Annotated in this window: 12 protein-coding genes; 1 reads left to right on the forward strand and 11 read right to left on the reverse strand. The window is 40.9% G+C overall.

Features of this window, described 5'->3' with window-relative positions; genetic code table 11:
- Nucleotides 1-10: 10 nt before the first annotated feature.
- The 8 genes from IL355_RS02740 to IL355_RS02775 all read right to left on the reverse strand — a co-directional run bounded on the left by IL355_RS02740 (nt 11) and on the right by IL355_RS02775 (nt 12969).
- Nucleotides 11-874, reverse strand: coding sequence for a UDP-2,3-diacylglucosamine diphosphatase (locus IL355_RS02740; protein ID WP_192460661.1), 864 nt, complete (start codon nt 872-874; stop codon nt 11-13).
- A gap of 402 nt (nt 875-1276) precedes the next feature.
- Entirely contained in the window at nt 1277-2359 is a 1083-nt protein-coding gene (locus IL355_RS02745) for a phosphoglyceromutase (RefSeq protein WP_192460662.1), read from the reverse strand.
- Nucleotides 2356-3942, reverse strand: a complete 1587-nt coding sequence (locus tag IL355_RS02750; RefSeq protein WP_192460663.1) for a fibronectin type III domain-containing protein — start codon at nt 3940-3942, stop codon at nt 2356-2358. The genes IL355_RS02745 and IL355_RS02750 overlap by 4 nt, the downstream gene beginning before the upstream one ends.
- 15 nt (nt 3943-3957) lie before the next feature.
- Nucleotides 3958-5316, reverse strand: a complete 1359-nt coding sequence (pbfA, locus tag IL355_RS02755; RefSeq protein ID WP_192460664.1) for a (R)-1-hydroxy-2-aminoethylphosphonate ammonia-lyase — start codon at nt 5314-5316, stop codon at nt 3958-3960.
- Nucleotides 5303-6562, reverse strand: a complete 1260-nt coding sequence (locus tag IL355_RS02760; protein ID WP_192460665.1) for a ComEC/Rec2 family competence protein — start codon at nt 6560-6562, stop codon at nt 5303-5305. Before IL355_RS02760 ends, pbfA begins: the two co-directional genes overlap by 14 nt.
- Nucleotides 6559-8280, reverse strand: a complete 1722-nt coding sequence (locus IL355_RS02765) for an alkaline phosphatase family protein (protein WP_192460666.1) — start codon at nt 8278-8280, stop codon at nt 6559-6561. The genes IL355_RS02760 and IL355_RS02765 overlap by 4 nt, the downstream gene beginning before the upstream one ends.
- Entirely contained in the window at nt 8213-9766 is a 1554-nt protein-coding gene (locus IL355_RS02770) for a SusD/RagB family nutrient-binding outer membrane lipoprotein (RefSeq protein ID WP_192460667.1), read from the reverse strand. The genes IL355_RS02765 and IL355_RS02770 overlap by 68 nt, the downstream gene beginning before the upstream one ends.
- Nucleotides 9767-9792: 26 nt before the next feature.
- Nucleotides 9793-12969 (reverse strand): SusC/RagA family TonB-linked outer membrane protein, encoded by a 3177-nt coding sequence (locus IL355_RS02775; RefSeq protein ID WP_192460668.1) that lies wholly within the window; start codon nt 12967-12969, stop codon nt 9793-9795.
- A gap of 268 nt (nt 12970-13237) precedes the next feature.
- Here IL355_RS02775 and IL355_RS02780 point away from each other — a divergent pair, with 268 nt between their 5' ends.
- Nucleotides 13238-13804, forward strand: a complete 567-nt coding sequence (locus IL355_RS02780) for a helix-turn-helix domain-containing protein (RefSeq protein ID WP_187456776.1) — start codon at nt 13238-13240, stop codon at nt 13802-13804.
- 65 nt (nt 13805-13869) lie between these two features.
- Here the strand turns inward: IL355_RS02780 and IL355_RS02785 are convergent, their stop codons facing one another.
- The 3 genes from IL355_RS02785 to IL355_RS02795 are packed head-to-tail and all read right to left on the reverse strand — an operon-like array spanning nt 13870 to nt 16988.
- Nucleotides 13870-14550, reverse strand: coding sequence for a phosphonatase-like hydrolase (locus IL355_RS02785; protein WP_192460669.1), 681 nt, complete (start codon nt 14548-14550; stop codon nt 13870-13872).
- Nucleotides 14543-15706 carry a TIGR03364 family FAD-dependent oxidoreductase gene (locus IL355_RS02790; protein WP_192460670.1) on the reverse strand — a complete coding sequence of 388 codons (1164 nt, stop codon included), beginning with the start codon at nt 15704-15706 and terminating at the stop codon, nt 14543-14545. The genes IL355_RS02785 and IL355_RS02790 overlap by 8 nt, the downstream gene beginning before the upstream one ends.
- Nucleotides 15690-16988 carry a DUF5690 family protein gene (locus tag IL355_RS02795; protein WP_192460671.1) on the reverse strand — a complete coding sequence of 433 codons (1299 nt, stop codon included), beginning with the start codon at nt 16986-16988 and terminating at the stop codon, nt 15690-15692. Before IL355_RS02795 ends, IL355_RS02790 begins: the two co-directional genes overlap by 17 nt.
- Between the last annotated feature and the right edge of the window lie 518 nt (nt 16989-17506).

The raw sequence follows: 17506 nt of genomic DNA on the forward strand, positions 1-17506 counted from the left end.
GGTAATGGAATTATTTGGTTGGTTTTGATGCGGACATACTATTGAATTCAGCCAAAAGACTCTCAAAAAGGGCTTTCTTTTCAAGCATCTCCGAGGGGTCATTTACTTCAGGGTCAGAACTCATAAGTTGCGCATCTTCTTCAAACTGGTAAAGGCTCCATTTTCCCTTGGCATACTCCAAAGAGGTCAGGTTTTCTATCCAGTCGCCAGAATTTAAATACTTCACGGCGCCGTTATCAGTCCTAATGGTTTTTATTTCAGGCTGATGAATATGTCCGCAAATAACGTAATCAAACTCATTTTCTATGGCAATATCGGCTGCTGTCTGCTCAAAATTATTGATGAACTTAACGGCAGATTTCACGCCATTTTTTATTTTTTTGCTCATGGAAACAGGTCCTCGACCTAGTTTCTTATAACAAAAATTTACGCCCCTATTTAAAAGGATAAGGGTATCATAACCAATGGCACCTAATTTGGCCAGCCATTTGGAATGTTGCATGGTTACATCAAAAACATCGCCATGAAAAATCCAAGCTTTTTTGCCGTGAACGTTCAAGACCAGTTTGTTCACAATGCTAAAGGAACCCAATTGAAAGCCTACGAATTTCCGCAGCATTTCATCATGATTACCCGTTATGTAATGAACCTTTACTCCCTTGGCAATCCACTCCATAAGTAGTTTTATTACCTTCATATGAGATTTTGGCCAATACCTTTTGCTGAACTGCCATATATCGATGATATCTCCGTTGAGTACCACCTGCTTGGGTTTAATAGACTTAAGATATTTGATGAGTTCCTTGGCATGGCAACCGTATGTGCCTAGATGCACATCGGAAATGACCACAATGTCAACGGGTCTTTTTTTCATGAAGCAGTATGGAATGGGGGTTTCTTGATTTTCTTGAACTTAAGAGGCGAAAAGTAGCTTCTTAGTCGAGAGATAAAGAAGTTGACCAAAAGGGTGGACAAGTAAACTACTATTAGCTTCATAAGCATGAAAATAGGGTATCCCAAATTTTGCAAATTAAACTTAACCAAGTTGTAAACGCTTGATTAATTAATTGTTAGCTAAAGGTCATGTTTACTTTTCTTATGTTTCATTAACATTAATGGACCTTACTTAAAAAGACAAAACCGGTGTATGAGACACACCGGTTTTTTTCTAACTAACTCAAACTAGACTAACTCATGTAATCCGTGACAAAAGTCGCTTATAGCAGCTTGATTGAGGTTAACTGAATATCAAGCAATGATTATGAAACTATCTTTTCTAGTTGTTTGATTTTAAGGGATTTCCTTGAAGGTTTTCTTTGTCATAGGGGATTTTCAGAGCTTCAAGAACAGTGGGAGCAATTTGGGTGGCGTACAATTGTTCTTTCTGGGAAACCTCCCCCTTTCCGTGAATCCCTTTTCCGAATAAAATCATCCAGACATCCCCCGCGTTTTTTACTTTACTCCCGTGGTCCTTCCATGTTTTTAAGGGGTCGGTCCCACGACCATGGTCGGTTGTAATAATGAACAAGGTTTGGTCTTTGTAAAAAGGGTCCTTTTGGGTAAATTCCCAAAGTTCTTTGATCATGGCATCGGTCTGCTGGGCAGATTTTAAATAGGCATCGTATTCCCCGTCATGGGCAAAATCATCTGTTTCACCATAAGCCACGTACACCAAACTGGGGTGTTCCTTTAGCATGTATTCCAAGGCATAATAATGTGTAAAGGCATCTAAACGTACAGTACCCCAAGGACTGGGAACTTTAGGCTGCATTTTATTGAGAAAAACTTCCTTATCGGTCAGCTTATTACCCTTGGCTATTTCAAAACCGGCATTAACCGGTACACCGGAGCGTTCTTCGTTTATGATAAAGGGAAAAACATCCCAGCTGGCAAAAGCAGCAACCTTCGCCCTATACCGCGGATCTTTATTGGCAAGTTCTAGTAATGTAACACTGGGATTGTTCATTTTGGCATTGCTGGTAATACGTTCGTCATCTGCAAAACCACTGAGAATTTCATGATATCCCGGATATGAAAACCACATGCTATTTGTGAGGTTCACCTTGCTCCCTAAAATTCTGTTTCCGTGAATTTCACCCATTTGGGAAACTTCGTTCCAAATAAAGGGTAAAAGCGTTTTTCTTCTTTTTTCTGCATTTTCGCTCCAAAACCGAGTTTTTAAGTCTGTGGTGTCATGAACGTATTCGTTGTTGGCTACCAAAAGCGGGTCTGCTCCTGTAAAAAGTTCTTGCCAACGAAAACCATCCAGGGTGATTAAAACTACTTTGGTATCTTCCTGAGCAAAAAGGTTTAGCGAGCTAATGATTAGCAGGGTAAAGGTGATGGTCAACTTTTTCATTTGGCTTCGGTTTTAAAGGTTTCGGTTGCAGACCAATCACTCCAGTTGAGGTTTTGGTCTCGGTAACGCACGCGCCAATAATAGACGGTATTTGCTGAAAGCCTTTTGGTAGGCTCATCGGTCAAATCGTCATCTTTTTGACGATTCTCAAGATAATACCAATTTTCCGACTGCTTCCAACTGTCCAAAACCAATTTTTTGAATTCCTTGTCAGTGGCTACTTGCCAGTGCGATGCATCGTGATATGCCCCTTCAAAATTGGAAGTAAATGGTTTTGCTTTCAACATGGCTCCAGTAATAGCCACGGTGGAATTTAGTTTCACAGCCTCTGGGGTGTTGGGTTTACGTTGTTTGGCGTAAATGGTTATTTCATCTGTCTTTTCGTTGTTCCTAAAAATATTTTCATTGCCCCTGCTTATTCTTTTCAAAGTGAACTTAGGTTGCGAAGGGGTGGCGTCTACCTCAACCATCACAAAACCGTATTCGTCTTGGGTAACGGTAAATTCATCATAGTCGCGGCCCTCAAATTCGCCCCAATTGTCAATGGCGCCACCAGCACTGGCTACGTTTACCCACAGGTGTTTGTGGTCTTTAGACTGACCTCTTGAATAGCCGTGGGTGTGACCAAAAAAGTGAAGACTGGGCTTTCCGGTTTTGTCCGTGAAGGTTTCCAGCATCTTTACCACCTTACCGGTGGATTCTTCTTCTCCGGGAATCCATAATTCCGATTTATGCGGATGGTGCAATTGGGCGAAGACAAAATCGATATCCTCATTCTTTTCTGCATCGTTCAACACCTCTTGAAGCCAATCGTATTGCTTTTGTATATTTCGGAAGCCGTCGTTGGAATCAAGCCCGATAATTCGAACGTTGCCGTAATCTTTGTACCACCAGTGCTCTGCGTAGGCAGGTGTTCCATTTTCCGGCAGACTAAAATACTTGAAATAGTAGGTGGTGTTCTTCTCGTGATTTCCCAAAACGGGATATACCGGCACTTCAGAAAATAGATTTTTGGAAGGTTCAAAAAAATGGTCGGTCCAATGGCTATAGTTGGTACCATCGGAAACCAAATCACCGGGAATCATCACCAATGCCAGGTTTTGAGGCACTTCATCACCGTATTCATTTTTCAGAAAAGGCAGTATACCATCGTTGACAATTTCAGAAAACTTGTCAGGAAACTGCCCGTCAATCTGCATGTCGCTCATGGCCAACATGTTGAACGATTGGTTGTCGCTGCCAAAAGGAGGCGTTTTAAACTGAAATATATCGGACACCAATTTGCCCGTACGAACTCGGTAAAAGTAGGTAGTGAATCTTTTAAGACCTTCTATTTTCACTTCATGAATGCGGGAAGCACTAAAGTTGATATCGTAGGAAATGCCGTTTGTTTTCTTTCCTAGCTTGGAACTGCTTCCCCATTCTACGATACTTTCTTCTCCATGTGAGGTTTCCCATTTGATAATAATAGAATTGGGGGTAGCATCTTGTAAAAAGGGGTGTACCACAAATTCTGGGGTCGGTTTTTGTGCTTGTAGTGCACACACTAAGAATAGCAATGCTAAGATAATCTTGTTTTTCATTTTAGGTAGTTTGGTTTATAGTTGTTCTAATGCATTGTCAAGAATGCCAATGGCTTTCTTTAGTTCTTCTCTAGATATGGTGAGGGCGGGAGCTAATTGTAACACATTGCCTGCCGATACTTTAAAGCTAAGGCCGTTTTTAAGACAATGGTACATTACTTTTTCTGCTTCTAGAATAGCTTTTTCCTTGGTATTTCTATCTTTTACTAATTCTACGCCCCAAAGGAGTCCGGCACCGCGAATATCACCAATGATGTTGAGTTTGTTTTGTAATTTTTCTAATTCAACTTTCATGAAAAATGCATCTATTTGACTCTTTTCAAGTAACCGTTCTTCTTCGATTATTTCTATGGTTGTCAGGGCGGCCATGGCTCCCAACGGACTTTTTTCATGGGTGTAGTGGCCTAATGAAATGTCTCCGAATTTATTAAAGGCGTCTCTAGTGACCATCGCCGCTTGCGGAAAAATACCGCCACCAAGACCCTTTCCAAGGCAAAGAATGTCGGGCTCTATATCAAAATGCTCAAAGGCGAACATTTTACCGGTTCTTCCCAAAGCAATGGGTATTTCATCAAGAATTAATAGTACACCGTATGTATCACAAAGCTTTCGGGCTTCTTGCCAAAAAGATTTCGAAGGTATTTGCACATCGGTATTTCGAACGGTTTCGGCCAGAAAGGCACCAATATCTCCTTCTTTGGCAAAAACGTACTCCATGTACTCCAAGCACTTTTGCTCATTGTTTTCGTAAATGCCGCGATAGGTCACAGGAGGTGGAATTCGCTCAACGCCGGGCATTAGGGGTCCCATGTATTCCCTAAAAACAGCTTCGCCCCCTACACCAATAGCATCGAGCGAGGCCCCATGGAATGAATCCCAAAAGGAAACCACTTTAAACCTACCGGTTACCGCTCTTGCCAGCTTAAGGGCCATTCCGATGGCGCTGCTGCCGTTAGGGGTCATTAAGGTGCGGTTTAAATCCGAAGGTAATAACGAGGCCAATTTTTCTGCAAAGTTAATCGCCGTTTCGTTGGTATATCTGCGTGTAGAAAAGGTGAGCGAGTTTAACTGCTCGTTCAGTTTTTTAACCAATTTCGGGTGCGAAAAGCCCAGTTGGTGTACGTTGTTTCCATGAAAATCAAGGTATTTTTTTCCGTCAATATTTTCAATGTAAGGTCCTTCACAATGACGTAGAACATCTAAACACGGACTAGAAAGCGATTGATGCAGAAAGTATCGAGCGTCTTTTTCTAAAAGGGCTTTGGCTCTTTCACTTACTTCTTCCTCCATCCATTTAGCTCTCTCGGGAGTAAAGTTGATATCGCCTTCGGTGCGCTTGTTTAGGCCAATTTTCTTTTCGTCATCTTGATTCATAAGGTCCGTGCTGTGCTATTATTTCGCGCTTCTCAGAGCGGTCGTTTAAAATGAAAATTTCGTAGTTATTTCCCTTCTCATAAACCCTCAAAACTACATGGCCGTTTTGGCTTTTGTATTGATCCAATCGGCCTCCGATAACATCTTTGAGCGGCTGTAACATGACCGTAGAAAAAATATCCCTTTCGCCAGGGTATAGTTCTTTTGAGGCAATACGTCTTAAAACTTCTTCTCCGGGATGGTCAGAGGACCAATTCTGTTGGATCCATACCCGAGGTCTCACGGTTCGTACATATTCGGTGCTTTGGGAATCTCTATTGCCGTGATGGTTGAGAGTAGCTACATCTACCGGACCGACCACTGGCGCAATGTGAGATTCCATGGAATTGAAGTCCGTTGCGCCAAAAGGCCCTATTCCGCTAACATCACCGCCTGTAAAATAGTCAAAGGGTCCGTAGGAAATTTTGATACAGGTGCTTAACGGATTTTCCCCGGGGTAATTACCTTCTTGAAATACGGAAAAGGTGGTGTTCTTTTCCCCTGTCCAGACCTTTCCGTTTACGGCGATATTTCGAATTCTAAAATCAGGAAATGATGTTTGGTTTTTACGAAGCACAATTTGGTTTTGTTCTCCAGCCTTAAGCGTCTCATGGGTCATTCCATTCTTTTGGGAATGAAAGTCGACAAAATTCCAGAGATTCTTAAGGGTCGCTATCATGCCAAATGCATCATTTTTACTCAATTTGGCCTGTATTTCGGGCTTTTTCAGATTGATAGGAAAATCAATACCCCGGTCAATCACCGTGTGAATGGGCAAATGGTGCCCCACTTCTACCAAACCCGTTAAAAAGTAACCTTCTTTTACCTCTTTTCTTGCGGAATCCATTTCCCCAAAATGATCATCGTGATAATGCGTAATCAGGGCGTAATTCAAAACGGCTTTCTCCCTAAGCGGATGGAATTGTTGGATGTAGTCCACAATCCATTCCATGGCATTTTTAGAACGATTGGGAACCAATTCGGCATTTCTGGCAGAAAGGGTTCTAGGCCTTGTCTCGGACATATCTCCGGCGTCTATTAAAAGAGTGGTTCCATCAGGAAGAATGGCAAAGGCAGAATCACCCCGACCTGTATTGATATGGTGGATATCCATCATACCTTCTTGCCATGCCGGAAGTTGTTCTTGGGCAATTGAAAACAAGCAAGTAGTCAAAAAGAAAATCAAAAGGATCTTTGTTGGCTTCATTCCGTTGTTTTTAGAAGTTGCTTTGTTGACAGTATTTGTTTGCTCATTTTTCCGTTTTCAATAAAAACATCCAACCAACCATCACCGCCGCCGTTGAACCAAAGCACTTCAATTTGGTGGGTGCCGGCCTTTAAAAGAATTTGTCCGTTTTTTTCCTTTACACCGTGGTCACCGTCGTTATCTACCACAAGCTTGCCATCAATTAAAAGTTTGCTGCCATCATCAGAGCGAATGTAAAACCGGTAACTGTCAATTTCCTGTACTTGAAATTCGGAGGTAAATCGTACTGCAGTGTTCGGTTTGATCTTATCGCCCAACTCATCAGATGTAATTTCAAAAAGGTTCCCGGTTAGGTCTGGCTTTTTGTTTTTCAATTCAGGTATAAAAGTTAAGTCTTTCAAATAGAAAAGCTCATATTTTACCGGTTTTTCAGTTGCTTCCTTTTTAATTCTGAAATAGGCCTCCGCCACCAAACTTCTTATTTTTCCATTTTCAAAAACAGCACTTTTAATAATGGAGTTGTTACTTAAGGCAAATGGACCTTCATAAATTTGAGAGGAGGCTGTTGGAAAACTACCATCCATTGTAAACCTGATTTCACCTGCTTGATTGGGATTTTCAATTTTCACCTCGGCCTTATCCGTGAAGAGACCACCTGCTTTTTTATACCCTTCGGCTTTAGGGTAAATTATGGGTTCTTTCAGCTGCACCAATACCGGGTAGGCGTCCGTTTCTTCAAAACCTTCAAAAGCTGTTTGAACAGGTTTGCCGATCCATGCGCGGGGGGGTTCTATTCCCATGGCATAGGCTACAGTAGCCGCATTGTCATATTGGTACACAGGGTGTTGTATGGTATACCCTTTTTTTACCGATGGTCCCCAAACGATAAATGGAATTTCAACTTCTTGGAGTGACTCCCCACCGTGGCCGGTGCCTAAACCGCCGTGGTCTGAACTGACAATGACCAGAGTGTTTTTCGCCATTTCACTTGTTTCAATGGTTTGTAAAACTTCTTTTAAAAGTATATCCGCCTTTTCAACGGATTTATAATAATGCAGGGTGCCGTGACCAAAAGCATGCCCGGCATGATCCACATGGTCAAAATGGATAAAAGTAAATTTTGGCTGCTGGGTTTTGATATATTCAGATGCCACTTGGGCCGTTTTTTCTTCCGACTCCGGGTTCATATCATAATCCACCGCACTTTTTTCAAACAGTCGACCAAAACCTCCCCAGTGGTAAATAGCACCCACTTCGGTATTGTTCAGCTGTTCTTTGATCAACTTAAAAATAGTAGGAAACAGAAAATCTTCACTTTGGGTGACCGCAGGCAAGGTAAAATTATCGCGTTCCCATGCGTTGGAGGTAATGCCGTGCTGTTCGGGTCCTGCACCCATGATCATCGAGGCCCAATTACTGCTAGAGCTGGTGGGTAAAACGGCTCTTGCGTGCATGGTGGAAGCACCTTCAGCAATAAGACGGTCAAAAGTGGGGGTTTTGGCCGTTTGTAATCCATCAGGACTCAAACCATCAAAACCTATGACAACTACATGCTCAATTCCTTTAATGGCTTGTGATTGGGCATTTATGCAAGTTGACCATAGTACACAAAGTACTATGGTCGCCTTGATTGTTTTTTGAACAGTTGGTTTAATCAACATCCCACCAAAGTCTAGTGTTAATGTCATCTGCTCCTTGTCTGGAAACGGCCGCTTCATAATTGGCGTTGTTTGTTGACTTTACCGAGTTTGGATATTGAAAACGAACGGGAACCCTCATATCATTGGCAGAATCTGGGCCAGGCGTAACTTCTGGCATACCAGTTCTCCTCCAGTCAGACCATCCTTCAAAACCGGTATAGAATAGGGAAATCCATTTTTGAAGTGCTATTTTTTCCAGTTTTTCCTCAGTTGTCCCTGAATAGACTACCTTCTCTTGTGCAATGTAGGCATCCAGATCGGTCGCTTGCATGGCAGTCGCAATTTCAGACCACCCACCAGCGGTAACCCGTTGGGTATAATAGTCAAAAGAAGCACGAATACCGTTTTCGTAATACGCTGCCGCATCACCCACGGAAATCCATCCGTTTTCCCTGGCTTCGGCTAGAATAAACTGTAATTCTGAATAGCTCATAATAATGGTTTGAGAAGCTGTAGCAGATGCTTGCTCCGGATTACAGGCTCTACAAGCCAAAAGAATTCCTAATCTAGAAATATAATTGGACCCTGATTCTTCAGGATTGCCGCTTGGGCTGTAACCTAATGCAGCTTCATCATCCAACCCGTTAGGCATCCCTACATAATCGTCAAAATTATCGGAATAAATGCCTTTCTCAGAAGCAGTTGTGGGTTGGGCAAAAACAAGCAAGCGGTTGTCGTTCAATTCTTTTAGCCTTGTTTCCAATGTTTGGCTTAATCGAACTTCATCAAAACTACCCGACCTTGTTTCATATTTTGGTTGTGGGTTGAGAGCGTTCCATTGTACTAGGGCCATATCTTCGTTACTTTCAAAAATTGGATATGTAGTTGGATCACCCACTATTTGTTGCATTCCTGACACCGCGTTGGCGTTGGCTACATCACTAATTCGTAGCAGTAAACGTAGGCGCAAGGAGTTGGCGAATTTTTGCCACTTGCCTATATCTCCATCATAGAAAATATCTCCTGAAATATTACTTTGACCCGCCAAAACGGTGTTTGCTGTCTCCAAATCTGCCAGAATACCATCGTAAATCGTTTCTTGGTCATCAAAGACAGGCGTAATATTACCTTCGCTAATACCTTGGGTTGCTTCCGTATAGGGTACTTCGCCATAAGCATCCGTAAGGTAGGAGTAAATCCAAGATTTCATCACTAAGGCAACACCATAGTAGTTTTGGGCTTCCTCTACATCTTTGGTATCCCTAAGAATGTTTTCCACATCCCTTAAAGAGGCATAAGCATTGTCATAAGGGTCACCTGATGGAGACCAGTTGTAGGTATCCCCACTTGTAAACTGAAGCCTAGCGGCATATTGTACAACCGTGAAGCCTTCTTCCCAACCTTGGTCTCCCCAGTTGTAAGCCATTTCTCGTTGTATGCCGGGTAAAAGGAGTTCAGGTTGTGCAGATGCCGGGTAATTGGGGTTTATATTCAGTTCCTCAAAATCTTCCGTACAACTTACGGCTGAAAGGACTAAGGATAGGACTGCTATTATTTTTTTCATGATCTTTAATTTTTTGCAATGAAACGTTAGAAACTTAACTGTAGGTTGAAGGTGAAAGAACGTGTACTGGGGTAGGACATGTTCTCGATACCTGGCTGAAGTGTTCCACCGGAAACACCTACTGTTTCTGGGTCAAAATGCGGGTTGTCCGTCCATAATAATAAATTTCTGCCTGTGAGCGATAAACGCAAGTTGGTAAGCGATAGACGGTCTGTTATTTTCTTCGGAAAAGAGTAACCTATGGAAGCCTCTCTTAATTTGGTGTAAGAAGCATCGTATTTGGCCGCTTCCACGTTATCTCTTTCATAATATCTATTGTTGTAGGTTCTTGCATCTACATTAATGGTGTTTTCAACGTAATTAGGGTTCTCGTCCGTACCCATATTGATAACACCTTCGGCAACGATACCCGTTTCCCGGCCCTCCAATGTTTCCATTAGCTGGCCAGAAGTACTACCAATGGTCTTGGTTCTAGAGACAACAATCCCACCTTGTCTGGTATCGATCAAGAAACCTAAGTCAACATTCTTGTATTTAAAACTGTTTTGAACCCCCAAGGTAAAATCCGGAGCATAATCACCTTGGTAAACCAAATCATCGGTACGAACCGGAATACCTTGGTTGTTGATGATTTTTTGACCGAAGAACGGACTTGTTTCATCTTCTACCCTTTGGAACCCTCTACCGTAAATAGCACTGATGGAACCACCTTCCCTAGCTTGAATATAGGCGCCATTGGCACTGGTAAGGGTAAAATCTACTCCGCCAAGGTCTTTTACCTCACTTTGGTTGGTTGCGAAATTGAAAATGGCATTCCATTTAAAATTATCGTTGACTACCGGGACAAAATTGGCGATGGCCTCAAAACCATAATTACGAACCTCTCCGGCGTTAATAAGTTGACTGGAATATCCGCTGGCAATATCGGTACTGATATTGATAATCTGGTTTCGGGTAGAACTGTCGTAATAGGTCAAGTCAAAATTTGCCCTGCTCTTAAAGAGCCGTAAATCCAATCCAAATTCATAAGAACCGGTGATTTCAGGTTTCAAATTGGCATTAGGAATCAAGGCCGATTCCGTTAAGATAGGAGTTGAATCATCAAATGAAGATTCGTTTTGATAAAAACTTCTCAATCGATAAGGGTCGGTATCATTACCAACCTCGGCATAAGCGGCCCTTAACTTTAAGAAGGATAACCAATCGGGTTTCTCCATGATTTCACTAACCACAGCACTTAGTGTAGCGGACGGATAGAAGTAAGAATTGTTATCGGTTGGCAAGGTACTAGACCAGTCGTTTCTTCCCGTAATATCCAGAAAGATGGAATTGTTATAGGCAAAACGCGCATATCCGTAAAGGCTGTTAATGCGTTTGGCGTAATTATCAGACGATACTTGAACCGCTTGTCTGCTATTGTTAAAGGAGTAAACGCCTGGATTGATCAATTGTGGGGCAACTGTTTTCTTGAAGTCTTGGTTTTGACGCAGATGATTGCCACCTACGGATAGGTTTACGTTCCATTTTTTGTTGAAAGTATTATCATAGGTCAATAAGAAATCCGTATTGCTTTCTTCAAAGAAAACATCGTCCTCTTGATACGTTCCAAAAGGGAAACGTTGTGTGCTGAAAGCTCTTTTTCGTTCTCTAAAATCGCGATAAAAATCACGACCGCTTCTAAAAAGGAGGCTCCAGTTTTTATGAATGTCGTAGGTTAAGCTTACATTTCCGAATACCCTGTCTTTATCTTGGGCATTGGTGTTTTCGTACATGGTGAAATAAGGGTTGTCATGGTAATTATAATTGTAATTAAACTGTTGAACGCCTTCTAGTCCGGGTTGCCAGTAATCCTTTAAGTTGTTCGTATTTAACTGTCTACCGTACCAGATGAAGAGATACATAATACTTTCGGTACCGTAACCCACAGCTGGCCTATTGTCACTATCGGTCTTGACATAATTTAAATTGGCGTTCACTTTAATCTTATCGCTGAGATTTAGGCTTCCCGTAAAGCTTAAGCTATTTCTCTCTAGGTCCGTATTGGGAAGGGTGCCTTCTTGATCCAAGTTTTGGTAAGATACGCGCATATTACCCATTTCTCCTGATTTTGAAACGGCAATGCTATTGGTTTTGGTGATACCCGTTTCAAAAAAGTCTTCAGTATTGTCAGGGTTTGAAACCCATGGAGTGGCCGTTATTGGAGAATCGCTCACAAAGGTGTCTCCACCGCGTGTACCATCTGCTCTTGGCGAGTCGAATTGGGGAATTAACAGGCCGGTGTCTAAACGCGGCCCCCAGCTTTCATCAACCCCATCTGCAATACCGGAACCACTACCATCAACAAATTCAAATTGTTGGTTGTTTCCTTGACCGTATTCATTTTGCCAATCGGGCAACATAAGAATATTTTCGATCGTTACCCCGGAATTTACCGTCACCCCCAGTTTGGAACCTTGGGATTTGCCTTTTTTTGTGGTAATAATGATAGCCCCGTTTGCGGCTCTTGACCCGTAAAGAGCCGCCGCAGCGGGACCTTTTAACACGTTCATGGACTCAATATCTTGCGGATTGATTTCCGAAGCACCGTTACCATAATCTACACTTTGGGTACCTGAACCACTGGACCCTACAATTTCATTACTAATGGGCGTACCGTCTATAATAAATAGGGGAGAGTTACCATTGATGTTCAAGGAAGCATCCCCGCGAATGGAAACTCTTGCAGAGCCTCCTAATCCAGTGGGGCTATTGGTTACCTGAAGACCGGCCACTTTACCGGAAATACTGTTCAATAGATTGGGTTCCCTCGCTTGGGTAACTTCTTCGGTGCCTAGTTCTTGGGAGGCGTAACCTAAAGATTTTTTCTCCCTTTTAATACCAAGGGCCGTAACTACCACCTCATCCAGTTTCTGGGAATCTGGTTGTAGTGTAATAATAGCGGAAGATTTTCCGGCGCTATTAAGTTCGGTGGATACATAGCCAATGTATGAGACCACAAGAACCTCATCTCCATTGGGAAGTTGAATCTGAAAATTACCGTCAAAGTCGGTCGCAACACCGGTAGAACTTCCTTTTATTACTACGGAAGCACCGGGTAAGGGCACATTGTTTTCATCGAATACGGTACCCGTGAAATTGTTCTGGGCACTTGCTGCAATGGTTACCAAAAAGGTAAAAATCGCTAATAGTAAGGTTTTTTTCATTTTGCGTATTTGTAAACTATTGGTTGTTTAATGCAGGCAAATATCAAAGGTTAAGGTTAGATAAAAACCTGATTATTATTAAATAATTGATACGCTTACGGGGGTAGTGTTATCTAAAAGTTATGAAATTATTATTTACAAATATGCAATACATGAATTTTTTGTGGTATTGACTTGTAATCGTGACTCTTAGTGCCGATTTATTATTCTATAACCAGTGTTTTTACTCATTTGATTAAATGGTAAGTTTGCATTCTAATCATTGACAATGGAAGATTACCTTATTGGAATAGGAAAGAGAATCAAGGAAATAAGAAAAGGAGGAGGCAAGACTATTAACGACATTGCCGGCCGGGCCGGAGTGACCGGGGGGCTTATTTCCAGAATTGAGAATGGTCGAACCATACCTTCGTTACCCGTTCTGCTTAAGATAATATCCTCTTTAGAAATTGAGGTAACGGACTTTTTCAACGGAATGCCCCAAGTGAACGGAGCTAATTTTATGGTATCTAGAAAAGAGGATTACACGATTATTGAAAAAGAAGATGAGGCGGTTGGCTTTACATACTCCTATGTTTTTGGAAAACAAATTTCTTCTTTAGGATTTGAAAGTGTGTTACTCGAGGTTGCCCCGGGATCAAAAAGGGATAAAGTAACTACGGATGCCTACGAGTTCAAATATATATTAAGTGGCGAATGCTACTATGAAATTGGAGAAGAAGAAGTATTGCTGAAAGAAGGAGATGCTATTTTCTTTGATGGACGTATTCCGCATGTTCCCATTAATCGGGGAAATGTTCCTTCTAAAATGTTAGTGATGTACTTCTTTATTTAACCCGTGAAAAATGGCGGATATTTACAAAAGAACATCCACCATTTTTCAAAATATACCGACAATTTTTAACTTTTCTTGACCAATTCCTTCAGGTGCGACAATGATTCTAAAACGTAGGTTGGATTTGCGGAGTCTAACTGAGCCTTGGTGTGGGCACCTGTGGTGACTCCAACTGTTACGCCACATTTCGCATTTTTACCTTCTTCAATATCTATAATGGAATCACCGGCTTTTAAAACCTTGGAAGCTTCTATAACATCTAGCTGCTTCATGGCTTCCAAAATCATATCCGGTGCAGGTCTTCCGTTTTTGGCATCGTCTGCGGTGACCAATACGTCATATTGTTCACCTTGTTTCCAGTTCATTTTCTCCAATAACAAGCTGGCTATTTTTTTGTTGTAGCCCGTGTTAAATGCCACTTTAATTCCATTCTTCTTTAAGAATAGTAGGGTTTCTTCCACGCCCTTAAAAGTGCCTACCTGTAAATTCTCATAAGCCTGGTCTAACATTACTTTGAAATCCTCAAATATGGGTTGGCTAGGTTCTTCTTCAAACTTATCAATAGCTTTAAGGGTGTCCTTTATAGCTTGGTGTTTCTCCTTACCTGCTCCGTGTTCCAATACGAAATTTAGGCTAAGGTCATATCCTTTTTTATTGATTGCTTTTTGTAAAGTTTTATAAACAACGTTGTCTTCGTTCACAACGGTACCAGCCATGTCAAATACGGCCAATTCTATTTTATGCATGTTCAAGATTAAAAATTGATTGTATGTTTTTTTTGGCGAAGCCGGCACTTCCGGTCATTCCTTTTCCTCCAATGCCTGTAACTATGTGAATGTCTTCGTCAATGGTTTTTTGATAAATGTCAGTCTCTTTGCACTGTGAGTACATCCCAAACCATCGGTTCTGGATTTCATAGGTAGGTAAGTCGAAAATCTTTTTGGCTTCGTTTAGAATAAAGTTGTCAATATCCATGTTTAGATCAAAACCAAGATGTTCCATTCGTGCAGCGCTTGCATATTCATGTGAATCGCCTATGATTATGGAACCGTCATCCGCTTGTTTAAAAAGAATATGTACTCCCCATTTTTTTTCAAGTGAATTGGGGTTTTCCTTTGTTTTTATTGAGCTAAACGAAGGACATTCCGTAAAGGATTCATACCGTCTAATGGAAAGTCCTGTTAAAACGGAACTAGGGAGGTTATAATTTGCTTGTGATCTGGTCTGCATCATTTGTAATTTGGAGACCACTAAATCACTTTCTTCAAAATAATCAGGGTATAGTATTTTAAAATCACTACCGTTACAGATAATCACTTTTTTGGCGGAAAACTGTTTGTTTTTAGTAGTGGTAAGCTGTACACCGCTGCGCAAGGCATCACAGTCCATTACAGTTTCGCCCATATAAATATCCAGCCCAATGTTCCTAAGGTATTTATGCAATTTTAGAATCATTTTCCTAGGTTCTACCTTCACTTCTTCCGGGAAAAAGAGCCCCGCTTTCACATAATCCTTTTTAAGACCCGGATAGTTATCCAAACATTGCTTGGCGGTAAGTAATTCTGATGTATAGGAATTGGATTTGTTAATTGAATTTAGTTCTTCCAATAATTGAACTTCTTCCCCATTGGAAGCTATATAAATACTGCCTTCCTCTCTTACGGTAATATCAAATTTCTTTTGAATGTCTTTGTAAATTGCTAGGCTCTCACGGCCAAAATTTTGCCATTTTGTATTCATTCCGGAAGGAACAACTTGTCCAAAGTTGCGTACGGTAGCACCTTGAGGTTGTATGTCCTTTTCTATAAGAGCTACTTTTAAGCCCTTATTTACGGCGTGATAGGCGTGAAATGTACCCAAAACACCGCCTCCAATGACTATGAGATCATACGAGTGGTTCATATGCAGATAAATTTTTATTGTCAGTTTGTGGTTGGTCTTCCTTGCTTTTGTTCTTAAAGTAATAAAGGGAGAATAAGGTGGCTACCATTCCTATAATGGAAATAATATAACTCCCGTGCACAAAGAATTGAAGGGATGAAAGGGCTCCTTGTCCAAAATTTTTATATAACAATACCGCCATGCTTCCTAAATAACCAAAGGCATCCGCTATATAGATAAGGAAACCTGCATTACCTTTGATTTGAAAGGTGGCAATCATCCGATCGAAAAACAGGCAGTTAAAAGGGACATAGCAGATATAAAGACCTAAGCCCACCAAAACCATCCAAAGTACAGGGCCCGAAACCCCCATTTGAAATAACAAAGTGCTTATTCCTATACATAAGGAACCCATGATTAAAAGATAATGGTAGGACATAAACGCCTTAAAATTGTTTTTAATGAAGGCAAAGAGACCTATGCAAACCAGCACTATTACTGCAATAGGTATTTCTGCCAAAGTATACACAGATATATTTCCTTCAAAACCCACTGCATCCCAAATTTCACGTGAGAAGTTATCCCTAAAATCTCGCATCGCCGTAAGGCAGACATAAAAGAATACAAGAATAAGAATGGGAAAGAAGAACTTGGAAACAACAGTTCTTCTATCTTTTTTGGTCATGGGAACACGTTCTTCCCGTAATTTCTTATCCTCAATTGTTGGTTTAGGAATCTTGTCCAACATAAATGAAAAGCCCGCAAACGGTATTAAAAAAATGGCTCCAGTTACCGCTGGCATGGCAAATTGCGATATGTTAAAACTTTCCATTACCAACAAGCCTACCGATTTTACAACTCCACTAGAAACTATAAAGCTTGAGCAAAGGATAACCCCCAGTATTTCGGTAAACTTTCTGCCTTCCAAATAAGAAAACACAACTCCCCAGATCATTCCCAATGATAATCCGTTCAAGAACATGAACAATATATTATATGGGTTGGGTAGCAGACCAAAACCAACCAGACTAAGCTCGGCCAAAATAATCATGACAAGTAGGTAGGGAAGTCTACTTTTTGGTTGAAGTTCAGATATCATTTTTATACCGATGAACTTAGAAAGCATATACCCCAGAACTTGGGAGATAATCAATACAATTTTATAATCCACTCCCAAGAAGGAAAGATTCTCAAATGTGGCCACCGTAAAGGGTTTTCTAAAGGCATACATACAAAAGTAGGTGCCAAAAGAGGCCAGAGATCCATATAGGATGAAATTGATATTTTTTTGGTTGATTTTCAACTTCTATTCTTTACAAATAGTAAATAATAAAATACAATATTCGAAATATATTTACAAATAGTAAATATTATAACGTTAAGAAATACTTATGCACTATTTAAGTTAAAGTGAATTTAGGGATTTATACCAGAAAGAATGTAGATATAGAGAAAGAGATAAGCTATAAAAAAAACAAAGGGACATTTCAAGTAAACTTGAATGTCCCTGGGGGAACATTATTATAGACTACTTTCCTAACCCTATACCATAGCCTATAATTGTTCGGGTCTCCTTCAATCCAAAAAAAGTCAACCAATCACTACTAAAAATCCAAACTGTCTAAGTAAAGGGGGAACTTTACTTTATTCTTTTTTAGCGCTGTTTTTCCCGGGATTTACAGATTCGCTATTTCTTTAGCTTTAAAACATGGTTAGTGTCAGTATAGCTTAGTACTATATTTTCTAAAGCTTTGTAAAAGTAGGGGGAGTGTTACAAAACAAAGAATCTGAAATCACAAGTTGTAAAATATCGATGAAAGG

The sequence above is a fragment of the Euzebyella saccharophila genome, from assembly GCF_014855495.1.
In the GTDB taxonomy this organism is placed as follows: domain Bacteria; phylum Bacteroidota; class Bacteroidia; order Flavobacteriales; family Flavobacteriaceae; genus Euzebyella; species Euzebyella saccharophila.

Bases quoted from the DNA above. Each gene is read 5' to 3' on its own strand.
- IL355_RS02740 (WP_192460661.1), bottom strand. From the start codon at position 874: ATGAAAAAAAGACCCGTTGACATTGTGGTCATTTCCGATGTGCATCTA.
- IL355_RS02745 (WP_192460662.1), bottom strand. From the start codon at position 2,359: ATGAAAAAGTTGACCATCACCTTTACCCTGCTAATCATTAGCTCGCTA.
- IL355_RS02750 (WP_192460663.1), bottom strand. From the start codon at position 3,942: ATGAAAAACAAGATTATCTTAGCATTGCTATTCTTAGTGTGTGCACTA.
- pbfA (WP_192460664.1), bottom strand. From the start codon at position 5,316: ATGAATCAAGATGACGAAAAGAAAATTGGCCTAAACAAGCGCACCGAA.
- IL355_RS02760 (WP_192460665.1), bottom strand. From the start codon at position 6,562: ATGAAGCCAACAAAGATCCTTTTGATTTTCTTTTTGACTACTTGCTTG.
- IL355_RS02765 (WP_192460666.1), bottom strand. From the start codon at position 8,280: ATGAAGCGGCCGTTTCCAGACAAGGAGCAGATGACATTAACACTAGAC.
- IL355_RS02770 (WP_192460667.1), bottom strand. From the start codon at position 9,766: ATGAAAAAAATAATAGCAGTCCTATCCTTAGTCCTTTCAGCCGTAAGT.
- IL355_RS02775 (WP_192460668.1), bottom strand. From the start codon at position 12,969: ATGAAAAAAACCTTACTATTAGCGATTTTTACCTTTTTGGTAACCATT.
- IL355_RS02780 (WP_187456776.1), top strand. From the start codon at position 13,238: ATGGAAGATTACCTTATTGGAATAGGAAAGAGAATCAAGGAAATAAGA.
- IL355_RS02785 (WP_192460669.1), bottom strand. From the start codon at position 14,550: ATGCATAAAATAGAATTGGCCGTATTTGACATGGCTGGTACCGTTGTG.
- IL355_RS02790 (WP_192460670.1), bottom strand. From the start codon at position 15,706: ATGAACCACTCGTATGATCTCATAGTCATTGGAGGCGGTGTTTTGGGT.